Source organism: Comamonas sp. 17RB (assembly GCF_030056555.1).
In the GTDB taxonomy this organism is placed as follows: domain Bacteria; phylum Pseudomonadota; class Gammaproteobacteria; order Burkholderiales; family Burkholderiaceae_C; genus Comamonas; species Comamonas terrigena.
The window spans coordinates 16362-38739 of the sequence record NZ_JASHHY010000001.1 but is presented as its reverse complement, the minus strand read 5'-3'; the positions used below and the strand labels follow the sequence as shown (position 1 = coordinate 38739).

The window sequence follows — 22378 nt, the reverse complement described above, 5'->3', positions numbered from 1 at the left end:
CTTGAGGTCGGTGACGCACAGACCGATGTTCCAGGCAGATCAGTGCAAAGATTGGGTGGCGGCCCGACCCACAGGCGCCCGACTGGCGTTCACCGCCCATTGTGCGGCCGGCTGTGGCTTGCCAAACAGATAACCTTGCTGCAGCAGACACCCCATTTTCCGGAGCAGATCGGATTGTTCGGTGGTTTCCACACCCTCGGTGATGATGCTTAACTCCAGGTCTCTGGCCATGGAGGAAATGGCACGCACAATCTTCTGATCTTGAGAGGATGTGGCGATATTCTGCACAAAGCTACGATCGATCTTGATGAGATGCACCTGGTATTTCGAAAGATAGCCCATCGATGAATAACCGGTGCCAAAGTCGTCGATGGCGATGCGTACGCCTTGAGAGCGGATTTGTGCCAAGACCTCGATCGCTGAATTTTCATCGTGCAGTAGCATGTCTTCCGTCACCTCCAGAATCAAACGGTTGGCGGGCATGCCTGTTTCTTTCAATATTTCAGCCAGGCGGTTGGGCAGATCCCCCGTATAGATATCACTGACCGAAATATTAACGCCCAGGTAGGGACATTCGGGATTGGCGAGATGAGGCCGAAAGGCCTCACAGGATTGGCGCAACACATATTGCGTCAGCTTGGAGATATGGCCTGAATCTGTGGCAGCGAGGATGAATTCGGGGGGGGGGATCATCCCCAGTTCAGGATGTTTCCAGCGCGATAATGCTTCAAATCCGGCGATGCAACCGCGTTGCGTATCCATTATCGGCTGGTAATAGATTTCGATATCACCCTTTGCGATGGCATCGGGAAGAGCCGATTCGATCTGGAACTGGCGTGTAGAGCGCTCGAACAGGCAGCGGTCAAAAGTCACCACATGCGTGTTTCCGCTGCGCTTCGCCTCGTACATTGCCGTATCTGCTTCACGCAGCATATTGTCGAGGTTGATCTGAGGCGGATGGGCAATGCTGATGCCAAAGGCAGCAGAAACGGATATATGCTGTCCGTTGACGCTGAGGGGGGTGCTGAACAGGTCCTCGCAACGTGTGCACAAGTCATTCAATGCGCCATCGTCATCCAGGCGTGAAACGATGACGAATGAGTCGCCACCGAAGCGCGACAAGGCCTCATGCCTGGAACACCAGGCCTTCAAGCGATCCGCCACCGCGCGCACTACGGTATCGCCAAAAGCATGGCCGTAGGTGCTGTTCAGGAGCTTGAAACGGTTCAGACCGAGCATCACCAGCGCGACCTGATCACGCTCTGCAGTACGGTCGAATTGCCGGAATAACTGCGGCAATTCGTGGCGATTGGGCAGTCCTGTGAGGTCGTCGTGTGTGGCTTGGTAGCGTAGGGCACGTTGACGGTCAGCCAGCACCCGGCTTCGGATGACCAGGGCAGCAAGACAGGCGATCAGCGTGGCAATGATGACCGAGAAGATGATCAATGGCTTGCGATATTTTGAATCGAATATCGAAGCGGGTTCATTGATGAAAGCGCTGCCCGAGGGAAGATCCTGCTTGCTCAGACCCAGGCGTTGCAATTCAAGGTAATCGAAAACCAGAGCCAAAGGTGTTTTTCGAACGTACGGTATTTGGGAAGGGGCAACGCCGGATAGAACCTTCTGCGCCATGGCTGCCTGCAGCCGGCCGGTTTCAATTCCGCTGTTCATGTATCCGCCGACCGCGCCTTTTCCGACCGAGGTGTCCAAATCGGTGTAGACCGGCAAATCGGTGGCAGCACGCACGAAAGACACAGCTTCTTCAGGCTCCAGCGGGGATAAGCCTTTTTTGGCCGGAATCGCTCCCAAAACAAAGAGCAAGGTCTCCTGCGTTTTTTCTTTCAGCCTGTCCTTGATGGCCAAAAGCTCAGGCGTTATCCAATGCTCCACGATGGGGCCTGCGGGCTCCAGCGCCATCACCGTATTGATGTCGTTGCGCATGCTGACGCCCACATCATCTTCAGGGGTGACGAAGACAAGACGCCGAGTGCCGGGATGGAGTGACAGTGCCGTGTGCAGCGTACGTGACAGATCAAAACGTTCAAGGATGCCCGTCACCTCGGTCATGTTGCCGATGAGATCGCCAGGACTGCCATTGATCCCGCTGAACACAACAGGGGGATTGCCGAAGATCCGGGGATTGCGCGCGACGAAAGCGAGCGCATTGTCGTCAACCGTCAGCACCAGATCGAAACGTTTGTTGATGTACTTCTGTGTGAGGTAATTCAGGACGTTGTCATATTGGGCCGGGCCAGGAAGACGTTTGCTGTCCAGCCATTCCGTATGAAAGACGGGCCGGGATTCACCATTGCCCTGCCATTCGTTTATGCCTGCCAGGATTCTGTCTTCCCAGCTGTGCCCGGGATGGTAGGAGAGCAATATCAGAACTTCCGGACGCTGATGCGCCGCATTCTGCGCCCGGGCCGGGCTCCACCAGGCGAAGCCCAGGATACAAGCCACCATGCAGATCAAGCGTTGCAGTCGGCCGCCACGGCTCCAAGCATGAAGAGGAGGGCGATGGGGAGGCATGGAGCATTGGGCCATAGTGAACGTGCAGCTCATTCTTGCATGCAGATGTGCGGAAACGTGCAGTACATACCCTTTATTTTGTTTTTCACATTAATTAATATTAATAAGCTTGGGGAAACTGAAGACTTGAATCCATTTTGAGGATAGATTCCATGTCCATTTAAAATCCAGGACATTACCGACCCAGCATCCACATGCAGCATCTTTGCACGCACTGCGGTACGGGATTTCCTGAAAAGAAGGCTTTTTGCCCAGAAGCCAACGGGCGGCATGAATGGCTGAAAGCCGCTGGACAGAACAGATGCCTGTGGCGTTTGGCTGGATGTGCTGCAGTCGTTCAGATCAGCAGGCTTAGATAGCAGGGGCCGAACCAGCATGGATGACTCCTTCCTACCAAGCCCTCAAAGGCCGCTCGACAGACAAAAGAATTTTGGCTTTCGCCTTCACCGTGGGCGATAGCTGCCTGGAAGCAATACCTGCCTACAACGTGGAAAGGTGAATGCATCAACTGTCGCCATGGTGGGCGGGCAAGGAGTCCGACTATATATGCTGCCGTGCTCCACCCAGGGAAAATGTCCTGACCGGATGCCTTGTATGGACACATGGGGTGTCATGCACGGTATTGGCGGCTCGACACACTGATGGAATTGCCGTCGGGATCCTTGGTATTGGCGAACGCATAACCCCTGGCCCGATGGATGGTTCCGAAATCGAGCCCGGCAGCGGCAGCCGTGGCGACGAACCGGTCAACATCCGGCACGCTGAACGACAGTTTCAGCGTAGCAGAGCCCAACTTGAGGCTCTTGGCGGCCTGGTGGATCAGAATCTCTGCACCACCGTCCTGAGGCTTCAACTCTATCAGTCCATCGACCACGGCGTAGCTGGTGACATAGCCAAAGTGATCAGCATAAAAGCGCGCTGAGCGCTGCATGTCTTTGGCATAAATAAGCAAGGTGGTAAGCGCGATGGTCATGGCCAGGCAGTATGGCAGCGTGGACTCCTTGAGCGGACCTTGGTGGGCGATAACGCGCGCGTCAGCTCCGCGTCTTTATATCCAGCGGCTGTGTTGGAGCGGTGTCTTTGCCTCTTGCAGCCATGGGCCAGCTCCAATCCTGGACCGGGGAGGGTGCTTACCGAGACAGGTCGCAAAATATTTAAGGGTAAATACCAGGCGCTAGGATGCAGGCCCTGTTTGCGTTCTTGCCCTTGTCATGCTGTCTGTTGTTTGTGCTGCGCGTGCGCGGTGTTGGTTACGTCGTCTGGCACTGGCGATGTTGGCGGTGGGGCTGATCATGGGTGCCTATTTCCAGGTGCCTGCCGTTGCGTACTACTGGGCGCAGAGTGCCTGGAAAAACACCGATGCCGCGCATCCGCAGGCGCTGTGGCTGCCGCAATACCAGGCGGTGGTGCAGGCGCGGCCAGTCGTCGGGCTGGAAGACAATCTGTCGGGGCTGACCTTCAGCACCCACACCGGAACCTTGTTTGCCACCACCAACCGTCCGGCACAGATTGCGGAGTTGAGTACGGAAGGGGAGGTGCTGCGCACCATCCCGATCCACGGTGCACGAGATACCGAAGGCATCACCCACATTGCCGGCGAACGCTTCCTGCTTTCGGATGAGCGCACCAACACCTTGTATGCGGTGAACATCGGGCCCGATACGCAAGCAGTGCAGGCGCGCGAGCCGCTGCCCATGCCGCTGACGTCGCTGCACCGCAACCTTGGAGTGGAAGCCGTGTCCTGGGACGCACGCCACCAGCGTTTGCTGGTGGGGCAGGAAAAATGGCCTTTGCGCCTGCTGAGCGTGGAAGGCAGTCCCGAGATAGCCGCTTCTGGCGCTGTCACCCGCCCCGCCGAGCTGGCGGTGAAGGAGTGGAGCGCACGCGGGCTGGGGGCGCTGTTCATCAATGACCTGGCTTCCGTCACCACCCATGAGGCGACAGGCAATCTGCTGCTGCTGAGCGAAGAGTCCGCGATGGTGGTGGAGTACACCCCGCAGGGTGACCCCGTGAGTCTGCTGCCCCTGTGGTCCGGCTTGCACGGCCTGGAGCACAAGATTCCACAGCCGGAGGGCATCACCCTGGCGCCGGATGACCGGATGTTCATTGTCTCGGAGCCCAATCTGTTCTATCGCTTTGAAAAGCCCGCCACCCGTGGCGTGGTCCGGCAAGCCACGGGGCTGGGCGCCGCGTCCTGAGCCAGCATCGCCAGCGGCCGTACCTGGGCAACTACGGACGGCAGCAAGCGAGGGCCTTGCGGAAAAGTGATGCCAGCGACCGCGACCGTCTGCCAGTATCGCCGCGTTATTTATTGCGCAAGGGCGGGTGGATTGCCAACGGGTCGCGGTGCACGGCGAATGCACCGCGCGGCTACGGGACCTAGGCAAAAGAGCGCAGGTCCGGGCATGGAGCCAGGGCTCCGCCCCATCATTGGGCGCGCACGCCGGCATCCTGGGCTGCCTTGCTCCACTTGGTGACTTCCGACTGGACAAATGCCGCAAAGGCCTCTGGTGAGTTGCTGACCGGCGTGGCGCCGCTGTCTTCGATGCCCTTGACCACACCTGGGTCCTTCAAGGCCTTTTGCACGGCACGGTTGAGTTTCAGCAGGATGGGTTTCGGGGTTCCTGCCGGAGCGAACAGACCGGTCCAGCTGGTGAACACTACGCTGGCGAAACCGGCTTCGGCGGTGGTGGGGACATCGGGCAGCAGCGGTGAGCGCTTGTCGCCGGTGACCGCCAGCGCGCGCAGCCGGCCCGCGCGGATCAGCTCCGGCACGCTGGGGATGGAGGGGGATGCGATATCGCCTTCGCCGGCCACAACGGCCCGCACGGCTTCCATCGGGCTGCGATAGGGCACGTGGATCATGTCGAGCTTGCTGTGCAGGCGCAGCAGTTCGATGGTGAAGCGGGAGCCGCTGCCATTGCCGGCGGATGCATAGCTCAGGCGACCGGGACTGGCTTTGGCGCGCTCCACGAAGTCGGAGAGGGTGTTGATGCCCGAACCGGGGTTGACCACCAGTGCCAGGGGCGAGTCGTTGAGCTGCGAAATCGGTGCGAAGTCCTTGATGGGGTCATAGGCAAGGTTCTTCTCAGTGCCGGAAAGCAGCCCGTGGGTGCTGACCGAGCCGATCAGCAGCGTGTAGCCATCGGGTTTGGCCCGGGCGACGGTCTGGGCGCCAATGATGCCGCTCGCACCTGCGCGGTTCTCGACCACGACTGCCTGGCCAAGCTGTTCGCCAAGGGCTTTGCCGACCAGGCGCGCCATGATGTCGGCAACCGATCCGGGCGACTGGGGAACGATGAGGACGATGGGTTTTTCGGGGAAGCTCGCCACATCCGCTGCAGCGAATGCCCCGAAAGAGAAGAGCGATGCCAGAGTGGCAGCAAGAAAGCGTTGAACGCCAAGGGAAACGGTCTTCATAGGATATCGACTCGGAAATGGCGGAGCCAGGAGGCGGGCCCCGCGGTATGCATGGAGGAGGGGATCAATTGCCTTGCGCGATGGCCTGGTCCACCCAGGCCCGAGGCCAGGACCGGGTTGCGATCTGCTGCGCCCATTGCGCTTCCGTTGCCGCGTGCGCAAGTGCCTTTTCGATCACGGGTGCTGCATCCTCGCGCGGGAGGACGATGATTCCGTCCTGGTCACCAACAACCAGGTCCCCCGACGCCACCACCACGTTTGCGGCGGCAATCGGGTAGCCGATTTCGCCTGGACCCGATTTCCAGGGGCCATTGGGTGTCACGCCACGGGCATACACGGGGATAGGCAGCTCGGCCAGGCCTTCGATGTCGCGGACAGCGCCGTCGATCACGATGCCGGCAATGCCGCGAGATACCGCATACCTGCCCATCATCTCGCCAATGATGGCGTTGTCCAGTGCACCGCCCGCAGCCACGACGATGACATCGCCCGGCAATGCAAGGTCCAGAGCCTTGTGCAGGAACAGGTTGTCACCGGGGCGCACCTTGACGGTAAAAGCAGGGCCTGCGACACGGTTGGCCTTGCTGGAGTAGTTGCGAAAACCCCCGGGAAAGCTGAAGAGGCGGTGTGAGACATCGCCAATGACGGCGACCGGGATGCCGCGGGCCTGGGCTGAAAGTGCATCGGGGATACGAGCGAAGCCGGTGTCAATGCGCCAGCCCAGTTGATCTTCTGCCATGAGAACGTCCTTCTTAAAAGTTCAGGACGGCAGTATGTTTTTTTATTGTTTTTTACCTAAGCATGTTTTCTGCAGATTCTTAGTCGAATTTTGCCTTTGCAGGTTAGCAAGCATTCCACATAATTAGAACAATCTAAAGACAATATAAATTCATATGAGCAACTCTCCACTGATCTCTGCCGAGGGACTGAAGGCCGCCGTGGCGGCAGGCAAACCGGTTGTCGTGCTGGATGTGAGCTATGACCTTTCCGACCCAGACGCCGGCCTGCGCGCCTACCTGGAAACGCACATCCCAGGCGCGCTGTACGCGGACCTGGGCGATGTACTCAGTGCGCACCATGGGCAAGGGGCTTCCGGTGGTCGGCACCCGCTTCCCCAACGCGCGGAATTTGCGAGCTGGCTGGCAAGCCAAGGGGTGTCCAACAGCACCCATGTCGTGGTCTATGACCGCAACCGCTGCAATTTCTGTGTGCGCTTGTGGTGGATGCTGCGCTGGCTGGGCCACGATGCGGTGTCCGTGCTGGACGGCGGGTTGCAGGCGTGGGTCGCCACCGGCGGTGAGGTGGTTTCAGGTCCCCCGCCAAGACCGGCTTCGGCCAGGTTTGAGGTGCAGCCGCCGCTGGTGGACCTGGTCGACGCCGAGCGGGTGGAACAGCTGCTGGGTGACGGTACCCATGTCCTGATCGACGCGCGTGCCGCCGAACGCTATCGGGGGGATGTGGAGCCGATTGACACGGTGGCAGGGCACATCCCAGGGGCACTGAACCGTCCTTTTGCCCTCAATTTCCGCCCGGATGGGCGCTTCAAGTCCGTCCAGGAACTGCGCGCCGAATTCGCCGCGTTGCTGCCCGCCAACTATGTGGGTCTGGTGAACTACTGCGGCAGCGGCGTGAGTGCGACACCGAACGTGCTTGCACTGGAACTTGCGGGTTTGGGCCCAGCCAGTCTTTATGCCGGCAGCTGGAGCGACTGGAGCCGTCGCCTTGGTGCACCGGTGGAGAAGGGCGCCCCATGAAGGCCGTGGGTACGCGACGCGGGTCTGCTGACGAGGTGTATGCGCTGCTGCGCAAGCGCATCACCTTGGGCACCTATGGACCCAATTTCCGGCTGAAGGAAGTTTCACTGTCGGAGGAGTTGGGCATTAGCCGCACCCCGATACGTGCCGCGTTCCAGCGTCTGGAGCAGGATGGCTTCATCGAAGCGGTACCCAATCGGGGGGTGATCGTCGCGCCCTGGACCGATCTGGACAATGATGAGGTGTTTGACCTGCGCATCCAGCTGGAATCCCATGGAGCTTCCTTGGCTGCGCAGCGGCGCAGCGAAAGCGATATCGCGCGCCTGCATGCACTCAACGCGGAGATGGCTAGCTTGATCCAGCAGCGATCGGAGGACTTTCGCTCCGACATTCAGGACATCAACCGGCGATTTCATGAAGCCGTGGTTCAGGCCGCCCGTTCACCGCGTCTGGTCCAGATGGTGGCAAGCCTGCTCAACACGCGGCGGGTCACCGGTGCCTTCTTCTTTTATTCTGACGATCAATTCACCGAGAGCCTGGAAGACCACCAGGCCATCACACGCGCCATCGAGCGGCAGCAAATTGAGCTTGCCAAGACGCTCATGGCCAGCCACGTCCGTGTCACCTGGGAGCGGCTGAAATCCCAGCGTCAGGATGCGAACCCAGCGGCTGCAGCATGACAAAAGACCATACGCTGGAATGCCAGCGTGAGGAGGTGCTGTCGGTGTACAAGGCTGCTGCAGCCTTGTACATCACAAATTCATCGCACGATTTTACCAAGGAACCGATGGAGCAACTGAGGCGAACGGGGTTGCGGCAGAGGGCCGCATCTGCCATATACGCAATGCTGGCTGCCATGTTATTTAACATAATACACATCGTATTCTTTACATAGACTCCAAAAAAACGAGTGGCGGACCTGGGATCTGATGCTTTTGCCTACAACTTTGTGCGGGCTGGCAAGCACCACTTGTTGACACACGGTTCGCGCTCTATGGACTAGCTCCCAACCTGCCAACTAAAACGGTTCAACTCAGCTGGTCAAGTTCATCAGCTGCTCCCTCAAGACCATCGCTGCTGGCAGCTTTGCACATCCGAAGATGTTCATCTTCGAACTCGGGACAGACAATCAGCACCCCCTGGTGCGGCTGCAAGACGCCTGGGCAGTACGCCCGCGCTACATGCCGTACCCCCGACCTGAACACAAGGCGAAAAAACGGCGGTCCACAGACCGCCTTGGGGGCGGCTGCTGCGCATTACCGCTGCAGCCACCGCACCTTCAGAGGTGCTGCATGCAACGCTTAGAAGGCGTGGGCCATGCCCACTCCCCATGCGGTGCGCGAAGGCTGCTGGTCAAAGCGCTGGTAGCCCAGGCTGGTGTAGAGCATGGTGCGCTTGGAGAGGTGGTGCTCCGCCCCCACCGAGACCATCTTGTTTGTTGCATCACCCGCCACGCCGTCCAGACGCACGCGCTGCTGCCCATAGCTGGCGCGCAGCGTGGTGGCGTCGATGGCATAGGTGCCTCCCACCGACACCATGCGGGAGCGATCGGCCGAGTCGCCCGCCTGGCTGTGGTTGTAGCTGAGCAGCACGGCCGCCGCACCGAAGCGGTAGGTACCGCCGGCAAACCAGTCCTTGTCACCGCTGCCGTTGCGCTCGTAGCCCAGCATGGTGCCCACGGCACCTTGGTCGTAATTCACGGCGGCCGACACAGCGCGTCCGTCGCGGCCGGGGGCCGTGGTGCGTTCGGGCGATGCGCTCAGGTGCACGGTGACGCCGCCCCAGTTGGGCGAGTCGTAGAAGATGCCGTTGGCCATGCGCCCGTATTCAGGGTCACCGTTATTACTGGCCCGGTCCGTGGGCGTGAAAGTGTGTGCCAGATGCCATGCGGTCGAGGCGATGCGGTTGACGTTGGAGAAGGCATCGTATTTCCACTCCTGGCTCCACATTGCACTGAGCGCACGCCCCAGGCGCACATGGCCCCATGCCCCTTGCAGACCCACGGTGGACTCGTCGTGCCAGAACGGCTTGGAGCCTTGCCCTTCCATGGCACCCGTGCCCATTTCAAAGCGGGTGCTCAGGCGGAAGGTGGCTTTCAAGCCATGGCCCAGGTCTTCCACACCGGAAAACGCCAGGTTGCTGCGCTGGATGGTGCCCAGGCGGTTGGTCTTGTCATAGTCACGGTACATGCCGGCATCCAGATAGCCGCTGACCGTGACGTCCGATTGGGCGGCCGCAGGCAGGGTGGTGCAAGCAAGCAGGGTGGCAGTCACGCCGAGGGGCAAGCGAAGGGATGGGTGCATCCTGGGAAGCTCCTTGTCTGAAAAAGCGCAGACACCGCTTCCGCAGGAAACGGCGCCAGCAGGCGCTGCCGTAGGCAGCTGGGGAACGATTAAACCCGCCGTGCAGACAGTGGACGGGAGGAGGATGGCGCCAAGACTGGACGGTTCAGGAATCACAAGGGCCGCAAAGTCCGCGGCCATCCCAAACAAATGGCGCCTGTGGGTCGCGCAGAGCGATCCACACGTGCATTCTAGAAACCACGGTGCACAGGGGTGTCACCGATAGCCCAACAACCCGGTCACGTATTGCGTGAAATTGTCAAAGACGGCTGGAGCCAGATGGTCAATGAGCCCCGCGCTTTGAGCGCTGTGTTGTATTGCTTCCAATTGGTGATGCGGTAGCGGGATTTGGACTGCGGGGACTGACTCATCATCCGAGGCTACCTGACCCTAGTCGGCAATTTGTGCAACAACGCCCCCGGCTGGTCAAGTTCATCCGGAGCCTTCTCCAGCCCATCTGATTGAGCAGATCTGTTCATCTGAAAGAACTCATCCGCGAACTCCGGACAGACAATCAGCATCCCCCGATGCGGCGGCTTCATGGGTACGACCGAGATCGTGTACGAGTTCTCCAGCGCGTTCCAGCATGACTTCCAGGTGATTTGCCTGCAGAGAAGCCCCCACAGTACGTTGTACCGATATCGCAGCCGGTAAGTCCACGGCCTCGTATGCCAAAGAGCCAGCTTGGGTGTGCCCACGATGTCGTTCAAATAGTCGACCTTGTGGATGTGACGTCGACCTACTATTCGATGCCATCGCAGCCCATCGGGCAGCAGTCCGGATCAATACCATGGGTACAGCAACCTGCTTCATCCATCTGCCGCTGGCTCTCTGCGAGCTCCTCATCGGTTGCCCAGCCGAGTTGCTTCGCAATTTCGATGGCTTCTGGTCGATGGGCCTCCTGCACGCTAATTGGGGTGTGAAGTGCCTCTCTAGCGGCTTCTAGGCGCTTTTGCTGGGCGCTCATAGGTGCAGGTGCAGGTGCGTTCATGCTCGGCGCGCCCATGCGCGCCGCCAAGATTGAGCAGCCCCAATTGCGGGACTGGTCCCTCCATGCACCAGATTTGCAGGGTGTCCCCCCCCCACGCTGCCTGCCAATCACGAAGGCGCATCTCCAAGCACCACGCCGTTGCAACGCCTTTGCCCGCGCCCTCATGAAGTGCAAGTGAGAGACTGCTAGCGGTGGTTGGCCATCACCACTTGTAGCTCAGACGCGCAATGGCCGTACGCCCCTCCCCCAGGTTACAGCCCAGTGCAAACGCGCAGGCGGCCACGTAATAGCGGTTGCTGAGGTTGCGCACGTTCACGCTCGCGCTCCAGCCTTTCCATGCCGGATTGGCACGGGCCAGGTCATAACGCAGAGCCAGGTCCATCAAGGTATAGGCGGGCACTTTGAAGGTGTTGGCCGCATCGCCCCAAGAGGAGCCGGTGTAGCGTGCGCCCAGGCCGATGCTCAAGCCGTCGGCAAGTCCATCGGTGAAGGCGTAGTCCAGCCACAACGATGCCAGATGCGCCGGCACCCGTGCCGGACTCTTGCCGATGTTGGAGGCGGTATTGTCCCTGGTGGTCTCAATGTCCAGCACACTGTATGCGCCCACCATCTTCAGGTTGCGCGTGATCTGGCCCACGCCTTCCAGCTCCACCCCTTTCGCACGCACTTCACCCGTCTGCACGCTGTAACTGCTGTTGTTCGGATCCAGGGTGCTGACGTTTTGTCGACGCAAATCAAAGGCAGCCAGCGTAAAAAAGCTGCGCGCGCCAGTCGGCTGGAACTTGATGCCGACCTCTCGTTGCACGCCGCGCTCGGGATCGAACGGCCGGCTGCCGCGCGCAGGCGAAGTTGTTCCCGACACTGGGTTGAAGGACTGCGCATAGCTGACATACGGCGCCCACCCGTTGTCGAATACGTAATTGAGCCCAGCACGTGAAGTGGTTGCGGTCCAGTCACGGTCGGTCAGTACCGCATTGGCCAACCGGTCATCGATGCGGGTCGAAACCCGGTCATGTCGCACGCCCAGCGTACCCACCCAGCGGTTCCAGCGCAGTTGGTCCTGGGCATACACGCCCATCTGCGTGGTCGTCTCCAATTGGCTGGAGCGATAGGTGAAGGCCGATGTGTCCACGGCATTGCTGTAGTCCGGCTGGAACAGGTTCAGGCTGGGTGCGGCACCGGTCTGGGTGCGGGAGTCGCCTTCGTAGCGCGCATAGTCCAAGCCCAGCAGCAGGTTGTGGGTGACCGCCTGTGTGGAGAAGTGGCCTTTGAGCTGGTTGTCCACCGTGGTGTTGCGCGCCGTCATGTCCCGCAGGTCGTAGGAGCGGTTGATGCTCGTTCCGCCGAGCAGCCCGCTCGTACGGTAAACAAACCGCATATCGCTGTGGCCGTATGAATGGCGGAAGTTCTGTTGCACGGTCCAGTGGTCGTTGAATGCGTGCTCGACCTCGTAGCCCAGCGAAGCCAGTACATTGGTATCGCCATCAAACCCAGGTGCACCGATGTCCCGTGCCATCGGCACCCGCCCGAAGGGACTGCTGCCATCCACGGCCGCATACGGGATGAGACTGGTGAAGTTGGCCCAGTTCTTCTGGTAGGACGACAGCAGTGTCACACGCGTGCGGCCATCGGGTTTCCAGGTCAGGCTGGGTGCAATGTAAAGGCGGTCATCCTTGAAGTTGTCCACGTACATGTCGGCATCGCGCGCCAAGGCCACAAAGCGGTACAGCAGGTTGCCTTCCCCGGCCAAGGGGCCGCCCACATCGATGGCCACCTGCTTGCGGTTGCCAGTGCCCGTGGACAGTTCCAGCTCGCCCTGCTTGTCTTGTGTGGGGCGTTTGGACACCATGGCGACCGCGCCCCCGGGCACGGCCGACTGGCCAAACATCACCGACGTGGGCCCTTTGAAGAACTCCAGGCGTTCTAGGCCAAAAGGCTCCTCCGCCCAGTAGCCCACGGTGCGCACACGCAGGCCATCCAGGTATGCCCCGCCCTGGCCCGAAGTGGTAAAGCCGCGCAACATCAAGGCGTTGCCCGCATTCTGCGCCCCGCTGTAGTCGGTGCGAACCCCTGCTGTATAGCGCAGCGCCTCGGCTGTGCTCTGCACAGCCTGATCGCGCATCTGGTCACTCGTGATCACCGAAACGGCCTGCGGGGTCTCCAGCAGCGATGTATCGGTCTTGGTGGCCGTGGACGCGCGGGTGGCCACCCAACCGGCCACCGGCGCCCAGGGGCTTTCACGGTCGGCATTGGCCGTGACACGCACCTCTGCCAACCCGGCTTCGGTCACCTGCGGCACACGACCGAGGACATATCCGCCGTGGGGCTGCACTCTTGCCTCCAGACCGGAGCCACGGAGCAATGCGGTCAAACCGGCTGCAACGGTGAAGCGGCCCTGCAACCCCGGGCTGCGCAGGCCTTGCACCTGCTCCTGGGTGAAGGACAGCAGCAGGCCGGAATCGCGGCCAAAGCGGGTAAGCGTCTCATCCAGCGGGCCGGCGGGAATGCGGTATTCGCGCAAGCCCTCGGTGGCGGCCGGGGCCACTACAGCAGGTGAGATCGGAGAGGTCTGGGCCAGGACATGGTCCAGGTGGGCGGCCAGGCCGGCCGCAGCCAGGGCCAGGACCAAGGGACGGGTGGAAGCAGCAGTGCGCAGCAAAGACATGGAAGCAAGGCAGAAAAAGGGGATACACAACCCGCAGCCGGCAGCGGCCAGGGGCGGCCCGGGCGGTGCAGTCCCGCCCTCTTCTTCCATGTCCCGCCAAAGTGGCAAATAGACCACCTTTGATGCAAATATTTTTTAGAAAGATCTGCGGGCTGATCGGCGCGGGCTGCTCTGCTGGAGGAAAAACAAGGGGCGCTTGATATGGTTTTTGCAGCTTTGCTACAGCACGCCCACGGGGGCGATCGCAATCTCCTGCCCGCCCCACCAACGACGCAGCGTGTGCACTTCCAGCTGCAGCAGCGCGCCCAGGCTGACCATGGCGCGCGGCACGTCGTCCAGCGGGTAGGTGCCCGAGACCTGCAGGCCGGCCACGGCAGGGTGACAGATCAAGGTGGCGCTGCTGGCGGGCTGCAGGGCCTGGAGCACAGCATCCAGGCGCAAGCCGCGCGCCACCAGCATGCCGTCGATCCAGGCCGTGTGGTCTTCGTCGGCCGGTGTGGGCGTCAGCACCTGGCTTGCATCCAGCCAAGCCTGGCGGCCGGCCGGCAGCACCTGGGTCTGTGCGGGCGCCAGACGTGGCTGCAACTGCACCGCGCCTTCATACACAGCGACCAGGCTGCGCCCATCGTCTGCCGTGCGCACGGTGAACCGTGTGCCCAGGGGCCGCATCTCACCAGCCATGGTCTGCACAACCAGTGGACGAGCAGGCTGCTGACGGTCAGAGGCGGACGTCACATGGACTTCGCCCCCGCGCAGCACCAGGCGGCGTTCCGTGATGCTGTACGCCAGGTCCAGGGCGCTGCCACTGTGCAGCACAAGCTGGGTCCCGTCGTCCAGTGTCAGGCGCCGGCGTTCGCCGTGCGCCGTGCGCACATCGGCCACCCAGCTGCGCCAGGGCGTGTTGGCCTGCATCTGCCAAACCGCGCCACCGCCAAACACCAGCAGCACCAGGGCCTGGACGGCACGACGCCGACCCGCGCGACGCCGCGGCACCAGGGCGGCGCGTGCGGCGGCCAGGAGGGGTGGAGTCTGCGGACTGTTCAGACCTTGCAAGCGCTGCTGCACGGCCTCAATGCGCTGCCAGGCCTGGGCGTGCTGGGGGTCGGCCGCATACCATGCCTGCCACTGCATCTGCAACGCGGCGCTGGCGGGCGCATCCTGCAACTGCAGCCACCACTCCACGGCGCTCTGGGCCACGGTGGCCGGCACGTCGGGAAGCAGCGGGCTGCGGGCCGGCGCGGCCCTGCTCATGCTCCTACCGCCGTAAAACAGGCCAGGCCAGCCTGGACCAGGTAGCGTTTGACGGTGGTCTGTGAAATGCCCAGGGCCTGGGCGATCTCAGCCTGTTTCATGCCATCGAGCTGGGACATGAGAAAAGCCTGGCGCACGGGCGCAGCCAAGCCGTCGAGCATGCGGTCTATCTCATCCAAGGCTTCGAACACCAGAGCACGCTCCTCTGGCGAAGTCACCAGGGTCGGCGACAGCATGGCCAGGGCTTCCAGGTAGGCTCGTTCCAACTGCTGGCGGCGGTAGTGGTTGGCCAGCACGCGCTGGGCCACGGTGGTCAGGAAGGCCCGGGGTTCGCGCGCCTGCACAGGCTCCTCACGCGTCAGCAGGCGCACAAAGGTGTCGTGCGTTAGATCGGCCGCTTGGTGCACATCGCCCAGTTTTTTGCGCAGCCAAGCTTGCAGCCAGCCGTGGTGATCGGTATAGAGGCTGGCAACTTCGGTGTGAAGGGAGCTGGGTGCGGTAGGCATGGCGGGTCTCTATTCCTCTGCAGGACAAGAGGTCCGCAATCAAACAATAATAATTCTCGTTCAATTGTATCCACAGGCTTGCGCATCGCTGCCGTGGTCGCGGCATTTACGCCACAGCGCGGAGCATTCAAGCTGCTCTATATAGGCACCGACCGCCAGGCGCAGATGCGCGGCTCTCCTCTGTGCAAAGCAGGTAAATGGCCGAAGGCGTGGCCGCGGTGCCAAAGGTCTGAAACGAGGTGCAGATCCTCGGCTTCGGACTTATCCTTCGCCCCCGAGACCTCGTGGCCTAGTGCCCTAGTGGCTTCGCACATCTGCTGGTGCGCAGCCATGAAATCGGGACACACGATGGTCCCTCATGGATCGCTTCGAGCGGATCTGCTGCAAACAACAATGCGCCCCGCGTTGCCACGGGGCGCATTGCGTTGCTCATGCAGTCGCTGCCGTTCAGAGCGCGCCGTACTCGCTCAACTTCTTGCTGAACTTGAAGGTCCACAGTCGCTGCGCGCGATCGTTGACGTCGTTGGTGGTAAAGCGCAGGCTTGCCGCGCCCTTGGCGCACTTGCCGTCGTTCACGATCTTGCCGTCGGCGTCCACCATGCATTTGGTGACGTCGGAGCCTTCGATCTCCTTGCCGTTGGCGTCCAGCACGGCCAGCGAAACACCGAAGTCGGTGTCGTTGGTCAGCGCCAAGGTGTGGTCATCGACCAGTGCCAGGCCCTCGGCTTTCTCGGCCACCCAACCGGTAGCGTTCAAGTTGAAGAGCCGGGTCTTCTTGAGCGTCACGATCTTGGAATAGTCCGCGCCATTGACCGGCTTGCCGGTCAGGCTGCTTTTTTCCAGGTCGGAGCCCAGTGCGGTGATGTCGGTCGCGTTGGCGGGAAACTCGATCAGCACCAGATCGTTGAAGACTTTCTTGTCCTGACCCGCGCCCTGCTCTATGGCGATGAACTTTCCCTTGCCCAGCGAGACCACATCTCCCAGCTTGGCGTTGCCGGTTTTGCCCTGGCTGTACCAGCGGCTGTCCACGGGCAGCGCAAACAGGCGGGTCTTCTCGGTGGTGGGGTCAAATTCCACCCAGCGCACAAAGCGGGCATAGTCGCGCACGTTCTCCGGCTTGCCGGTCGCGCCGGGAACGGCTGCGCCGGTGTAGTCGGCCTTGCCGTCGTCCAGCGGGCTTTGCAGGAAACCATGCAGCTTGCCGCTGGCCACATCGATGCTCAGCCCCTCCATGCCCCGGTTGGCGCGGCGCTTGGCGAGGATGGCTGGCAAATCGGCTGCGCCGGTACCGGGCTTGTATTTTTTCTGGATGATGCCGGTAGCCGGGTCGATCTTCACGATGAAGGGGCCGTATTCATCGGACACCCACAGCGCATTGCGTGCGGCATCCACCACCACGGATTCGGTGTCCAAGCCGAATTCGCTGTAGCCCTTGGCATTGCCAGGATAGGTGAAGGAGTCGTCCAGCACCTGTTCACCCGTGTTGCCTGTGATGCCGCGCGGTTGTACCCGGCCATTGGCGTTCTGTGTGGCGCTGAACTTGATCGGCAGGGTCGAGACAAGCTTGGCGCCATCCTTGCCGAGCGTGATCACGCCAATGGACGGCGTGAAGTTGGGCGATGGAAACACCGTGGAACTGGCGAAGCCCGTGGGGTTGGAGCCGTCGGTGATCTGCGTGACCGGGCCGGTGGTCGCGTTCGGGCCGCGGTCGGTGATGGCGTAGAACTCCAGCGTGCCGTCGGCGCGCCGGCCCTTCAAGGCCAAGCCGGAACCGTAGGCCGGCAGAAAGCCTTGGGGGAAATCGCCCTTGGTGGCCGGGTGCTTGCCTTCATAGGGGAAATAAAAGCGGCTGTCGAACTGGACGTCCTGGCGCGTGACGATGGCACTGATGCTGCCGACACCGGTGGTCTGCGTGACCGTTTCGGCACCAGCAACCTGGAGCGGGCGGGTATCGGCGCAGGCGCTCAGCAAGGCGACCGCAGCGGCAGTCGCTGCCATCAGACAGAAGGAAGAATGGAGGTGGCGCATGGCGGGTATGGCGGGAGAAGAAGATGGAAGGCCAAAAAAACAGGCCCTGCGGGGCAAGGGCCTGTTCCAAGGTGGAGGTTCGCTATGAAAAGACGCTGGCGGCGTTCAGAACGAGTGGCTGATGCCCAGGTCCACACCGCTCGAGCTGGCGTTGGCAACACCCGCCGGGCCGCCGATCAGACCAACGCTGGCACCGTTCTTGTTGCTGACGTGCGCCACACCGCCGTACAGCGATGTGCGCTTGGACAGGTCGTAGACATATCCGATCGAATACTTGTCGGCCTTGCCGCCGCTGCGCGTGAGGGCCGTGGCGTTTCCGCTGAATTTGGCGCTGGCGTACTTGATGCGGAGATTGCCCGGGCCCAGAGGCAAGGCGCCGCTCAGGTAGAAACCGTCGACCTTGCCGGATGTTCCGGTGCCGACGGGCTCCCACTTCAGGCGGTTGTATCCGCCGCTGAGCACGAAGCTGCCGAAGTTGTACGAAGCGCCCAGTGCCAAGTCGTCCAGGTCACTGGTTGCGGCGATGGCGCTGGGCGCGGTCACTGCACGGTTTCCGGACATCTTGCCGTAGCCGATGCCCATGTTCAGCGGGCCGGAGCGGTAGCCCAGGCTACCGCCGACATACTTGCGGGCCTTGCTTGCGCCGGAGCCGGAGGTGTTTTCGTCACCGAAGGATGCCGACAGCTGGCCGTAGAAGCCACCCAGGTCGCGAGGCAGCAAATAGCTGACGGAGTTGCTGATGCGCGTGCGATCCACCGTACCGCTTTGGCTGGCTGCGTTGTAGGCTGTCTGGCGGATGGTCTGGAACAGGTTGGCCTGCACGCCGGTGGTGGTGTCAGGGCCACCGAAGGCGGTGAAGATGTTGTAGCTGGGGGTGTAGTCGCGACCCAGGCGGATTTCACCCCAGGTCTTGTTGGACAGTCCGATGGTGGAGCGGCGCTCAAAAGCCAGAGAGCCGCTGCTGCCACCGGTACCAGCGTCGGGGTTGAGTCCACCTTCGAGCCAGAACTCCGCCTGGTTGCCGCCGCCGAGGTCTTCCTTGCCGCGGAAGCCAATCAGGCTGGTCTTGCCTTGACTGGAGTTCAATGCATTGAGTCTGTTGCTGCCGGACTTGGCGCTGGTGATACCGACGTCCACCACGCCAAAAACGGTGACGGAAGATTGTGCCAATGCCAGGCTGGAAGTCGATGCGACCAACGTGCCCATCACGAGTGCCAGGGTGCGCGAGTGCGCTTTTTGAGTTTTCATTGCCGAGATACGAACTGAACTGATCAAAGGGAATGGCGGTGGCTTTCTGCAACCGCTGCGGAAACTCTAAGCAACGCACAAGTACTGTTTGTGACAGTCATTTTGTGTGGCGTGAAAGTCACTGCCGCCGCGCATGCCGTGTGTGTTCCTGCGTCAAGGCCGTCTTGCTGTGTTCGGCCCCGGCTTGCAAGACGGCACTGGTGTTCGGTCCTGCCCCGGGATTGACCCGTCGCATCGTCGCGCTGCCACGTGCGCTTGCCCAGGCTGAATGCGTGCCGCACCACGATGGACTTGCATCTGCAAGCGCATGCTGGCTGGCCCCTCCTCCACCCGTTCAGTCAGATGTTTGGAGGGTTTTGTATTGCACAATACAAACCATCGATGTCCAACACCATGCCCGGTACTGCTCCGACACACCAGACCTACTCCGAGTTGCAGCAGGCCTACGACCATTTCAATGAAGCGTTGTTTGATGGCAGGTTGCCCCACTGCCTTCTGACGCTCCAGCGGGAGAAGCGCACTGTGGGGTATTTCTCGGCCGCGCGATTTGCGTCGCTCGAAGGCGCAACGACCGACGAGATCGCCATCAACCCCTCCTACTTTGCGGTTGTCCCGCTGGTGGAGACCATGCAGACCTTGGTGCATGAGATGGCCCATCTCTGGCAGCAGCACTTTGGTCAGCCAGGTCGTGGCCGCTATCACAACGAGCAGTGGGCACAGAAGATGGAATCCATCGGCTTGATGCCCTCCTCCACCGGCCAGCCTGGCGGCAAGCGCACCGGGGACATGATGGCCGACTACCCTGTTGCCGGCGGCCGCTTCCTGGCCGCTTGCGAATCGCTTCTGACCAGTGATTTCTCGTTGAGCTGGTACGACCGTTTTCCTGCCGAGGAGCACGTGCAGCTGGGGCAAAACACCGTGTCTGCGCAGTTGGTCGGTGTCACGGGCGCTTCAGCCCCCATCAAAGACAACCCGGCCCTGGCGGGCGCGGTTCGCCCTGGTGGACCCAGCCGCAAACCCATCGCAGAAGTTGCCGCAGGCGAGGAGCCCTCCTCCCCCGAGGCCGCCCTCAACAGGTCGAACCGTACCAAATACACATGCAGCGGGTGCCCGAAGCTGAGTGTCTGGGGCAGGCCCAACCTGAATATTGTGTGTGGCGACTGCGGGAGTCGATTTGTCGCTCTGAGCTAGCACAGGCCAGAGCCGAAGAAAATTTCAGGCGCTGTGTTTTCATGATGCGCTTCCTCTGCGCCCTCAGATTGAGCGCTCAGAGGAGTCCAGCCCCCAGGGTAGTTATTTCCGGTTTTTCCGCAGGGCTCGCGCAGGCAGGTTTTTGCGTGCCGCGGCCCGTGCCAGGCGTGGCCGTGAGGCAGCTACATCAGCCACAGGATGGATGAGGGCCTGCGACTGCTGCGCCACCTGGCTGCGCATGGCGGCCAAGGCCTTCAGATCGTCAATGCGCTCCAGGGCCGAGCACAACGCCTGTTCGGCCGACAGCTGTGCTCCGCGCGTTTGCACCAGCTCTTCTTCGGAACGCACAAAGCGCTCGTGCAGTTCTTCGTAGCGTGCCTGCTGGCGGCGCTCGCCCTCGGCCTGCTGTTTTTTGCCTGCGGCCAGATCTTGCCGTGCGCGGTCCAGATCGGCCAGCATGCGGCGTTCATTGCCGGCAAACTGTTCGGCCAGGCGTTGGCGCTCGGCGGATGCGGCCTGCAGTGCTTCGGCGTGCTGCTTGTGGTCTTCTTCACGCAGACGGTTCTTCTCGGCCATTTCGTTGCGCAGCGCCTGGATCTGCGCCTCACGCTCCTGCAGCAGCTGCTGCATCTCGTCCTGGCGGCGCGACAGTTCCTGTGCCTGGCTGCGCGCCAGTTTCATGGCGTCGTCCATGGCCTTTTTCTGCTGGTGCATGGCCTCTTCGCGCTGAACCAGGTGCTGTTCATTGGCAGCGACCGTCTTCTCGGCCGCCGCAATGGCCGATTCGCGTTCCTGCAGCAGCTGCTCTGCTGCCTGCCTGGATTGCTCCAGCGCGCTCACCCACATCAGCTGCGCGGCCTGACGCACCGGCTCCGGTACGTCGTCTGCCGGTTCCTGGGCAGATTCCGCCACCCCCAGGCGGGCGCCCAGCGTGGCAAACCAGGCTTCCAGCATGGGGCTGACGGTATTGGGCGATCCACGACCAATGTGCTGGCGCACGCGCTCGATCGTGGGACGCAGCCCCTGGGCGATCAGGGCGTCTGCGGCGCCCCATACATCGGCTTCCTGGATTCCTCGCGTACTTTTGCTGGTGTTCATGCCCACATCCTTTTCGATTACCATCGATAAGTGATTGTTATCGTGATTTGTTGAATATTATTATATAACAACATACATGTAACGTATTAAATATAACAAATACTACATCATACATATGCAATATCTCGTCTCAGGCGCTACAAAGGGGGTGGAAGCCCCGGTACAACTGGGCCACGCCACGGTCAACGCCATCAAGGACCTGCTGGCCGAGGGAGAGTCCGTCAACACCCGAGCCAGCTACCAAAGCGCCCTGCGCTACTGGCAGGCCTGGCACCGCCTGCGCCATGGCGAAGACATGGTCTGGCCAACGGATGTGGCGCACGTACTCCAGTTCATCGTGGACCATGCCGAGCGCCAGACCCCCACCGGCCTGCGCTGCGAGCTGCCGGAAACCATGGACCGTGCGCTGGTGCAGGCGGGACACAAGGGCCGCATGGGCGCCCCCTCCTACAACACGCTGGTGCACCGTGTGGCGGTGCTGTCCAAATACCACCAGAGCCAGGACTGGCCCAATCCATGCCAGGACGCCCATGTGCGCGAGCTGATGGCGCGCACGCGCAAGGCCTACGCCAAACGTGGCGCCATGCCGCAGAAAAAAGCGGCCATCACCAAGGAGGTGCTGAGCGCTTTGTTGGCCACCTGTGACGACAGCCTGCGCGGCAAGCGTGACCGGGCATTGCTGCTGTTTGCCTGGGCCAGTGGCGGACGCCGCCGCTCTGAGGTGGCGCAGGCCGAAATGCGCCACCTGCGCCGGGTCGCACCGCAGGAATACCTCTACACCCTCACCCACTCCAAAACCAACCAGGCGGGCATGGATGCACCCGACAACCACAAGCCGGTGCTGGGTGCGGCCGGCGCAGCGCTGCAGGAATGGCTAACGGCCAGTGGCATCATGGACGGAGCCATCTTCCGCCGCATACGCAAAGGCGGCCATGTGGCAGAGCCGCTGTCGCCTGCGGCCGTGCGCACCATCGTCAAGGAACGGTGCGCACTCGCGGGGGTGGAAGGCGATTTTTCCGCGCATTCACTGCGCTCCGGCTTTGTGACCGAGGCTGGGCGCCGCAATGTACCCCTGCCCGAAACCATGGCCCTGACCGGCCACCACAGCGTGGCCACGGTGCTGGGCTACTTCCGCGCGGAATCGGCGCTGCACAACCAGGCGGCGCGGATGATGGATGAGGACTAGCCCGAAGATGCGGGGCGATCAGACCGCGTCCCGCCACCTTTTGCAGCCTTGCTGCGGCGGTGAAGCACTGCCTGCCCTGTCGCAGATAGCCCTGACATCTCACGGATGCACGCCGATGGGGGGCCAGGCCGGTGCATGTCTTCTCGATCCGGGCCGGCACACATCTGCG

At 61.6% G+C, this 22378-nt stretch carries 18 protein-coding genes and 1 pseudogene; 5 read left to right on the top strand and 14 right to left on the bottom strand.

Features of this window, described 5'->3' with window-relative positions:
* Positions 1-39 precede the first annotated feature (39 nt).
* The 3 genes from QM470_RS00165 to QM470_RS00155 all read right to left on the bottom strand — a co-directional run bounded on the left by QM470_RS00165 (position 40) and on the right by QM470_RS00155 (position 3502).
* On the bottom strand, positions 40-2544 hold the full coding sequence (locus tag QM470_RS00165) for an EAL domain-containing protein (protein WP_283337696.1): 2505 nt from the start codon (positions 2542-2544) through the stop codon (positions 40-42).
* A gap of 14 nt (positions 2545-2558) precedes the next feature.
* Positions 2559-2906, bottom strand: a complete 348-nt coding sequence (locus QM470_RS00160; protein WP_283337695.1) for a hypothetical protein — start codon at positions 2904-2906, stop codon at positions 2559-2561.
* A gap of 233 nt (positions 2907-3139) precedes the next feature.
* Entirely contained in the window at positions 3140-3502 is a 363-nt protein-coding gene (locus QM470_RS00155; RefSeq protein ID WP_283337694.1) for a VOC family protein, read from the bottom strand.
* A 319-nt stretch (positions 3503-3821) separates the two neighbouring features.
* Between QM470_RS00155 and QM470_RS00150 the strand changes: the two genes are divergently transcribed.
* Complete coding sequence (locus QM470_RS00150; protein ID WP_283337693.1) at positions 3822-4727, top strand: SdiA-regulated domain-containing protein; 906 nt, start codon at positions 3822-3824, stop codon at positions 4725-4727.
* A gap of 229 nt (positions 4728-4956) precedes the next feature.
* On the opposite strand, the gene QM470_RS00145 is transcribed toward QM470_RS00150, so the two are convergent.
* Positions 4957-5949 (bottom strand): Bug family tripartite tricarboxylate transporter substrate binding protein, encoded by a 993-nt coding sequence (locus QM470_RS00145; RefSeq protein WP_283337692.1) that lies wholly within the window; start codon positions 5947-5949, stop codon positions 4957-4959.
* A 64-nt stretch (positions 5950-6013) separates the two neighbouring features.
* On the bottom strand, positions 6014-6688 hold the full coding sequence (locus tag QM470_RS00140) for an RraA family protein (RefSeq protein WP_283337691.1): 675 nt from the start codon (positions 6686-6688) through the stop codon (positions 6014-6016).
* A 154-nt stretch (positions 6689-6842) separates the two neighbouring features.
* On the opposite strand from QM470_RS00140, the gene QM470_RS00135 reads away from it, so the two are divergent.
* Positions 6843-7703 (top strand): sulfurtransferase, encoded by an 861-nt coding sequence (locus QM470_RS00135; protein ID WP_283337690.1) that lies wholly within the window; start codon positions 6843-6845, stop codon positions 7701-7703.
* Positions 7700-8383 carry a GntR family transcriptional regulator gene (locus QM470_RS00130; RefSeq protein WP_283337689.1) on the top strand — a complete coding sequence of 228 codons (684 nt, stop codon included), beginning with the start codon at positions 7700-7702 and terminating at the stop codon, positions 8381-8383. The genes QM470_RS00135 and QM470_RS00130 overlap by 4 nt, the downstream gene beginning before the upstream one ends.
* Before the next feature lie 621 nt (positions 8384-9004).
* On the opposite strand, the gene QM470_RS00125 is transcribed toward QM470_RS00130, so the two are convergent.
* The 8 genes and pseudogenes from QM470_RS00125 to QM470_RS00090 all read right to left on the bottom strand — a co-directional run bounded on the left by QM470_RS00125 (position 9005) and on the right by QM470_RS00090 (position 18734).
* Positions 9005-10006 (bottom strand): porin, encoded by a 1002-nt coding sequence (locus tag QM470_RS00125; RefSeq protein WP_283337688.1) that lies wholly within the window; start codon positions 10004-10006, stop codon positions 9005-9007.
* Between the two features lie 296 nt (positions 10007-10302).
* Positions 10303-10416, bottom strand: a pseudogene (locus QM470_RS00120) (IS5/IS1182 family transposase); the annotation flags it as partial.
* 371 nt (positions 10417-10787) lie between these two features.
* Positions 10788-11012 carry a hypothetical protein gene (locus QM470_RS00115; protein ID WP_283337687.1) on the bottom strand — a complete coding sequence of 75 codons (225 nt, stop codon included), beginning with the start codon at positions 11010-11012 and terminating at the stop codon, positions 10788-10790.
* A 226-nt stretch (positions 11013-11238) separates the two neighbouring features.
* Positions 11239-13701, bottom strand: a complete 2463-nt coding sequence (locus QM470_RS00110; RefSeq protein ID WP_283337686.1) for a TonB-dependent siderophore receptor — start codon at positions 13699-13701, stop codon at positions 11239-11241.
* Between the two features lie 219 nt (positions 13702-13920).
* Complete coding sequence (locus tag QM470_RS00105; RefSeq protein ID WP_283337685.1) at positions 13921-14952, bottom strand: FecR family protein; 1032 nt, start codon at positions 14950-14952, stop codon at positions 13921-13923.
* On the bottom strand, positions 14949-15458 hold the full coding sequence (locus QM470_RS00100) for a sigma-70 family RNA polymerase sigma factor (RefSeq protein WP_283337684.1): 510 nt from the start codon (positions 15456-15458) through the stop codon (positions 14949-14951). The genes QM470_RS00105 and QM470_RS00100 overlap by 4 nt, the downstream gene beginning before the upstream one ends.
* 447 nt (positions 15459-15905) lie before the next feature.
* Positions 15906-17486, bottom strand: a complete 1581-nt coding sequence (locus tag QM470_RS00095; protein WP_349307052.1) for an esterase-like activity of phytase family protein — start codon at positions 17484-17486, stop codon at positions 15906-15908.
* Between the two features lie 105 nt (positions 17487-17591).
* The gene (locus tag QM470_RS00090) at positions 17592-18734 is read right to left on the bottom strand and encodes a porin (protein WP_283337682.1); all 1143 of its coding nucleotides are present in this window, start codon (positions 18732-18734) and stop codon (positions 17592-17594) included.
* A 381-nt stretch (positions 18735-19115) separates the two neighbouring features.
* Between QM470_RS00090 and QM470_RS00085 the strand changes: the two genes are divergently transcribed.
* Positions 19116-19925 (top strand): SprT-like domain-containing protein, encoded by an 810-nt coding sequence (locus QM470_RS00085; protein WP_283337681.1) that lies wholly within the window; start codon positions 19116-19118, stop codon positions 19923-19925.
* A gap of 102 nt (positions 19926-20027) precedes the next feature.
* On the opposite strand, the gene QM470_RS00080 is transcribed toward QM470_RS00085, so the two are convergent.
* The gene (locus tag QM470_RS00080) at positions 20028-21023 is read right to left on the bottom strand and encodes a DNA-binding protein (RefSeq protein WP_283337680.1); all 996 of its coding nucleotides are present in this window, start codon (positions 21021-21023) and stop codon (positions 20028-20030) included.
* Positions 21024-21138: 115 nt separating this feature from the next.
* Between QM470_RS00080 and QM470_RS00075 the strand changes: the two genes are divergently transcribed.
* On the top strand, positions 21139-22209 hold the full coding sequence (locus QM470_RS00075; RefSeq protein WP_283337679.1) for a site-specific integrase: 1071 nt from the start codon (positions 21139-21141) through the stop codon (positions 22207-22209).
* Positions 22210-22378 lie beyond the last annotated feature (169 nt).

Coding starts and splice junctions, on each gene's coding strand:
- QM470_RS00165 (WP_283337696.1), bottom strand. CDS start 2,544: ATGGCCCAATGCTCCATGCCTCCCCATCGCCCTCCTCTTCATGCTTGG.
- QM470_RS00160 (WP_283337695.1), bottom strand. CDS start 2,906: ATGCTGGTTCGGCCCCTGCTATCTAAGCCTGCTGATCTGAACGACTGC.
- QM470_RS00155 (WP_283337694.1), bottom strand. CDS start 3,502: ATGACCATCGCGCTTACCACCTTGCTTATTTATGCCAAAGACATGCAG.
- QM470_RS00150 (WP_283337693.1), top strand. CDS start 3,822: ATGGGTGCCTATTTCCAGGTGCCTGCCGTTGCGTACTACTGGGCGCAG.
- QM470_RS00145 (WP_283337692.1), bottom strand. CDS start 5,949: ATGAAGACCGTTTCCCTTGGCGTTCAACGCTTTCTTGCTGCCACTCTG.
- QM470_RS00140 (WP_283337691.1), bottom strand. CDS start 6,688: ATGGCAGAAGATCAACTGGGCTGGCGCATTGACACCGGCTTCGCTCGT.
- QM470_RS00135 (WP_283337690.1), top strand. CDS start 6,843: ATGAGCAACTCTCCACTGATCTCTGCCGAGGGACTGAAGGCCGCCGTG.
- QM470_RS00130 (WP_283337689.1), top strand. CDS start 7,700: ATGAAGGCCGTGGGTACGCGACGCGGGTCTGCTGACGAGGTGTATGCG.
- QM470_RS00125 (WP_283337688.1), bottom strand. CDS start 10,006: ATGCACCCATCCCTTCGCTTGCCCCTCGGCGTGACTGCCACCCTGCTT.
- QM470_RS00115 (WP_283337687.1), bottom strand. CDS start 11,012: ATGAGCGCCCAGCAAAAGCGCCTAGAAGCCGCTAGAGAGGCACTTCAC.
- QM470_RS00110 (WP_283337686.1), bottom strand. CDS start 13,701: ATGTCTTTGCTGCGCACTGCTGCTTCCACCCGTCCCTTGGTCCTGGCC.
- QM470_RS00105 (WP_283337685.1), bottom strand. CDS start 14,952: ATGAGCAGGGCCGCGCCGGCCCGCAGCCCGCTGCTTCCCGACGTGCCG.
- QM470_RS00100 (WP_283337684.1), bottom strand. CDS start 15,458: ATGCCTACCGCACCCAGCTCCCTTCACACCGAAGTTGCCAGCCTCTAT.
- QM470_RS00095 (WP_349307052.1), bottom strand. CDS start 17,486: ATGCGCCACCTCCATTCTTCCTTCTGTCTGATGGCAGCGACTGCCGCT.
- QM470_RS00090 (WP_283337682.1), bottom strand. CDS start 18,734: ATGAAAACTCAAAAAGCGCACTCGCGCACCCTGGCACTCGTGATGGGC.
- QM470_RS00085 (WP_283337681.1), top strand. CDS start 19,116: ATGTCCAACACCATGCCCGGTACTGCTCCGACACACCAGACCTACTCC.
- QM470_RS00080 (WP_283337680.1), bottom strand. CDS start 21,023: ATGAACACCAGCAAAAGTACGCGAGGAATCCAGGAAGCCGATGTATGG.
- QM470_RS00075 (WP_283337679.1), top strand. CDS start 21,139: ATGCAATATCTCGTCTCAGGCGCTACAAAGGGGGTGGAAGCCCCGGTA.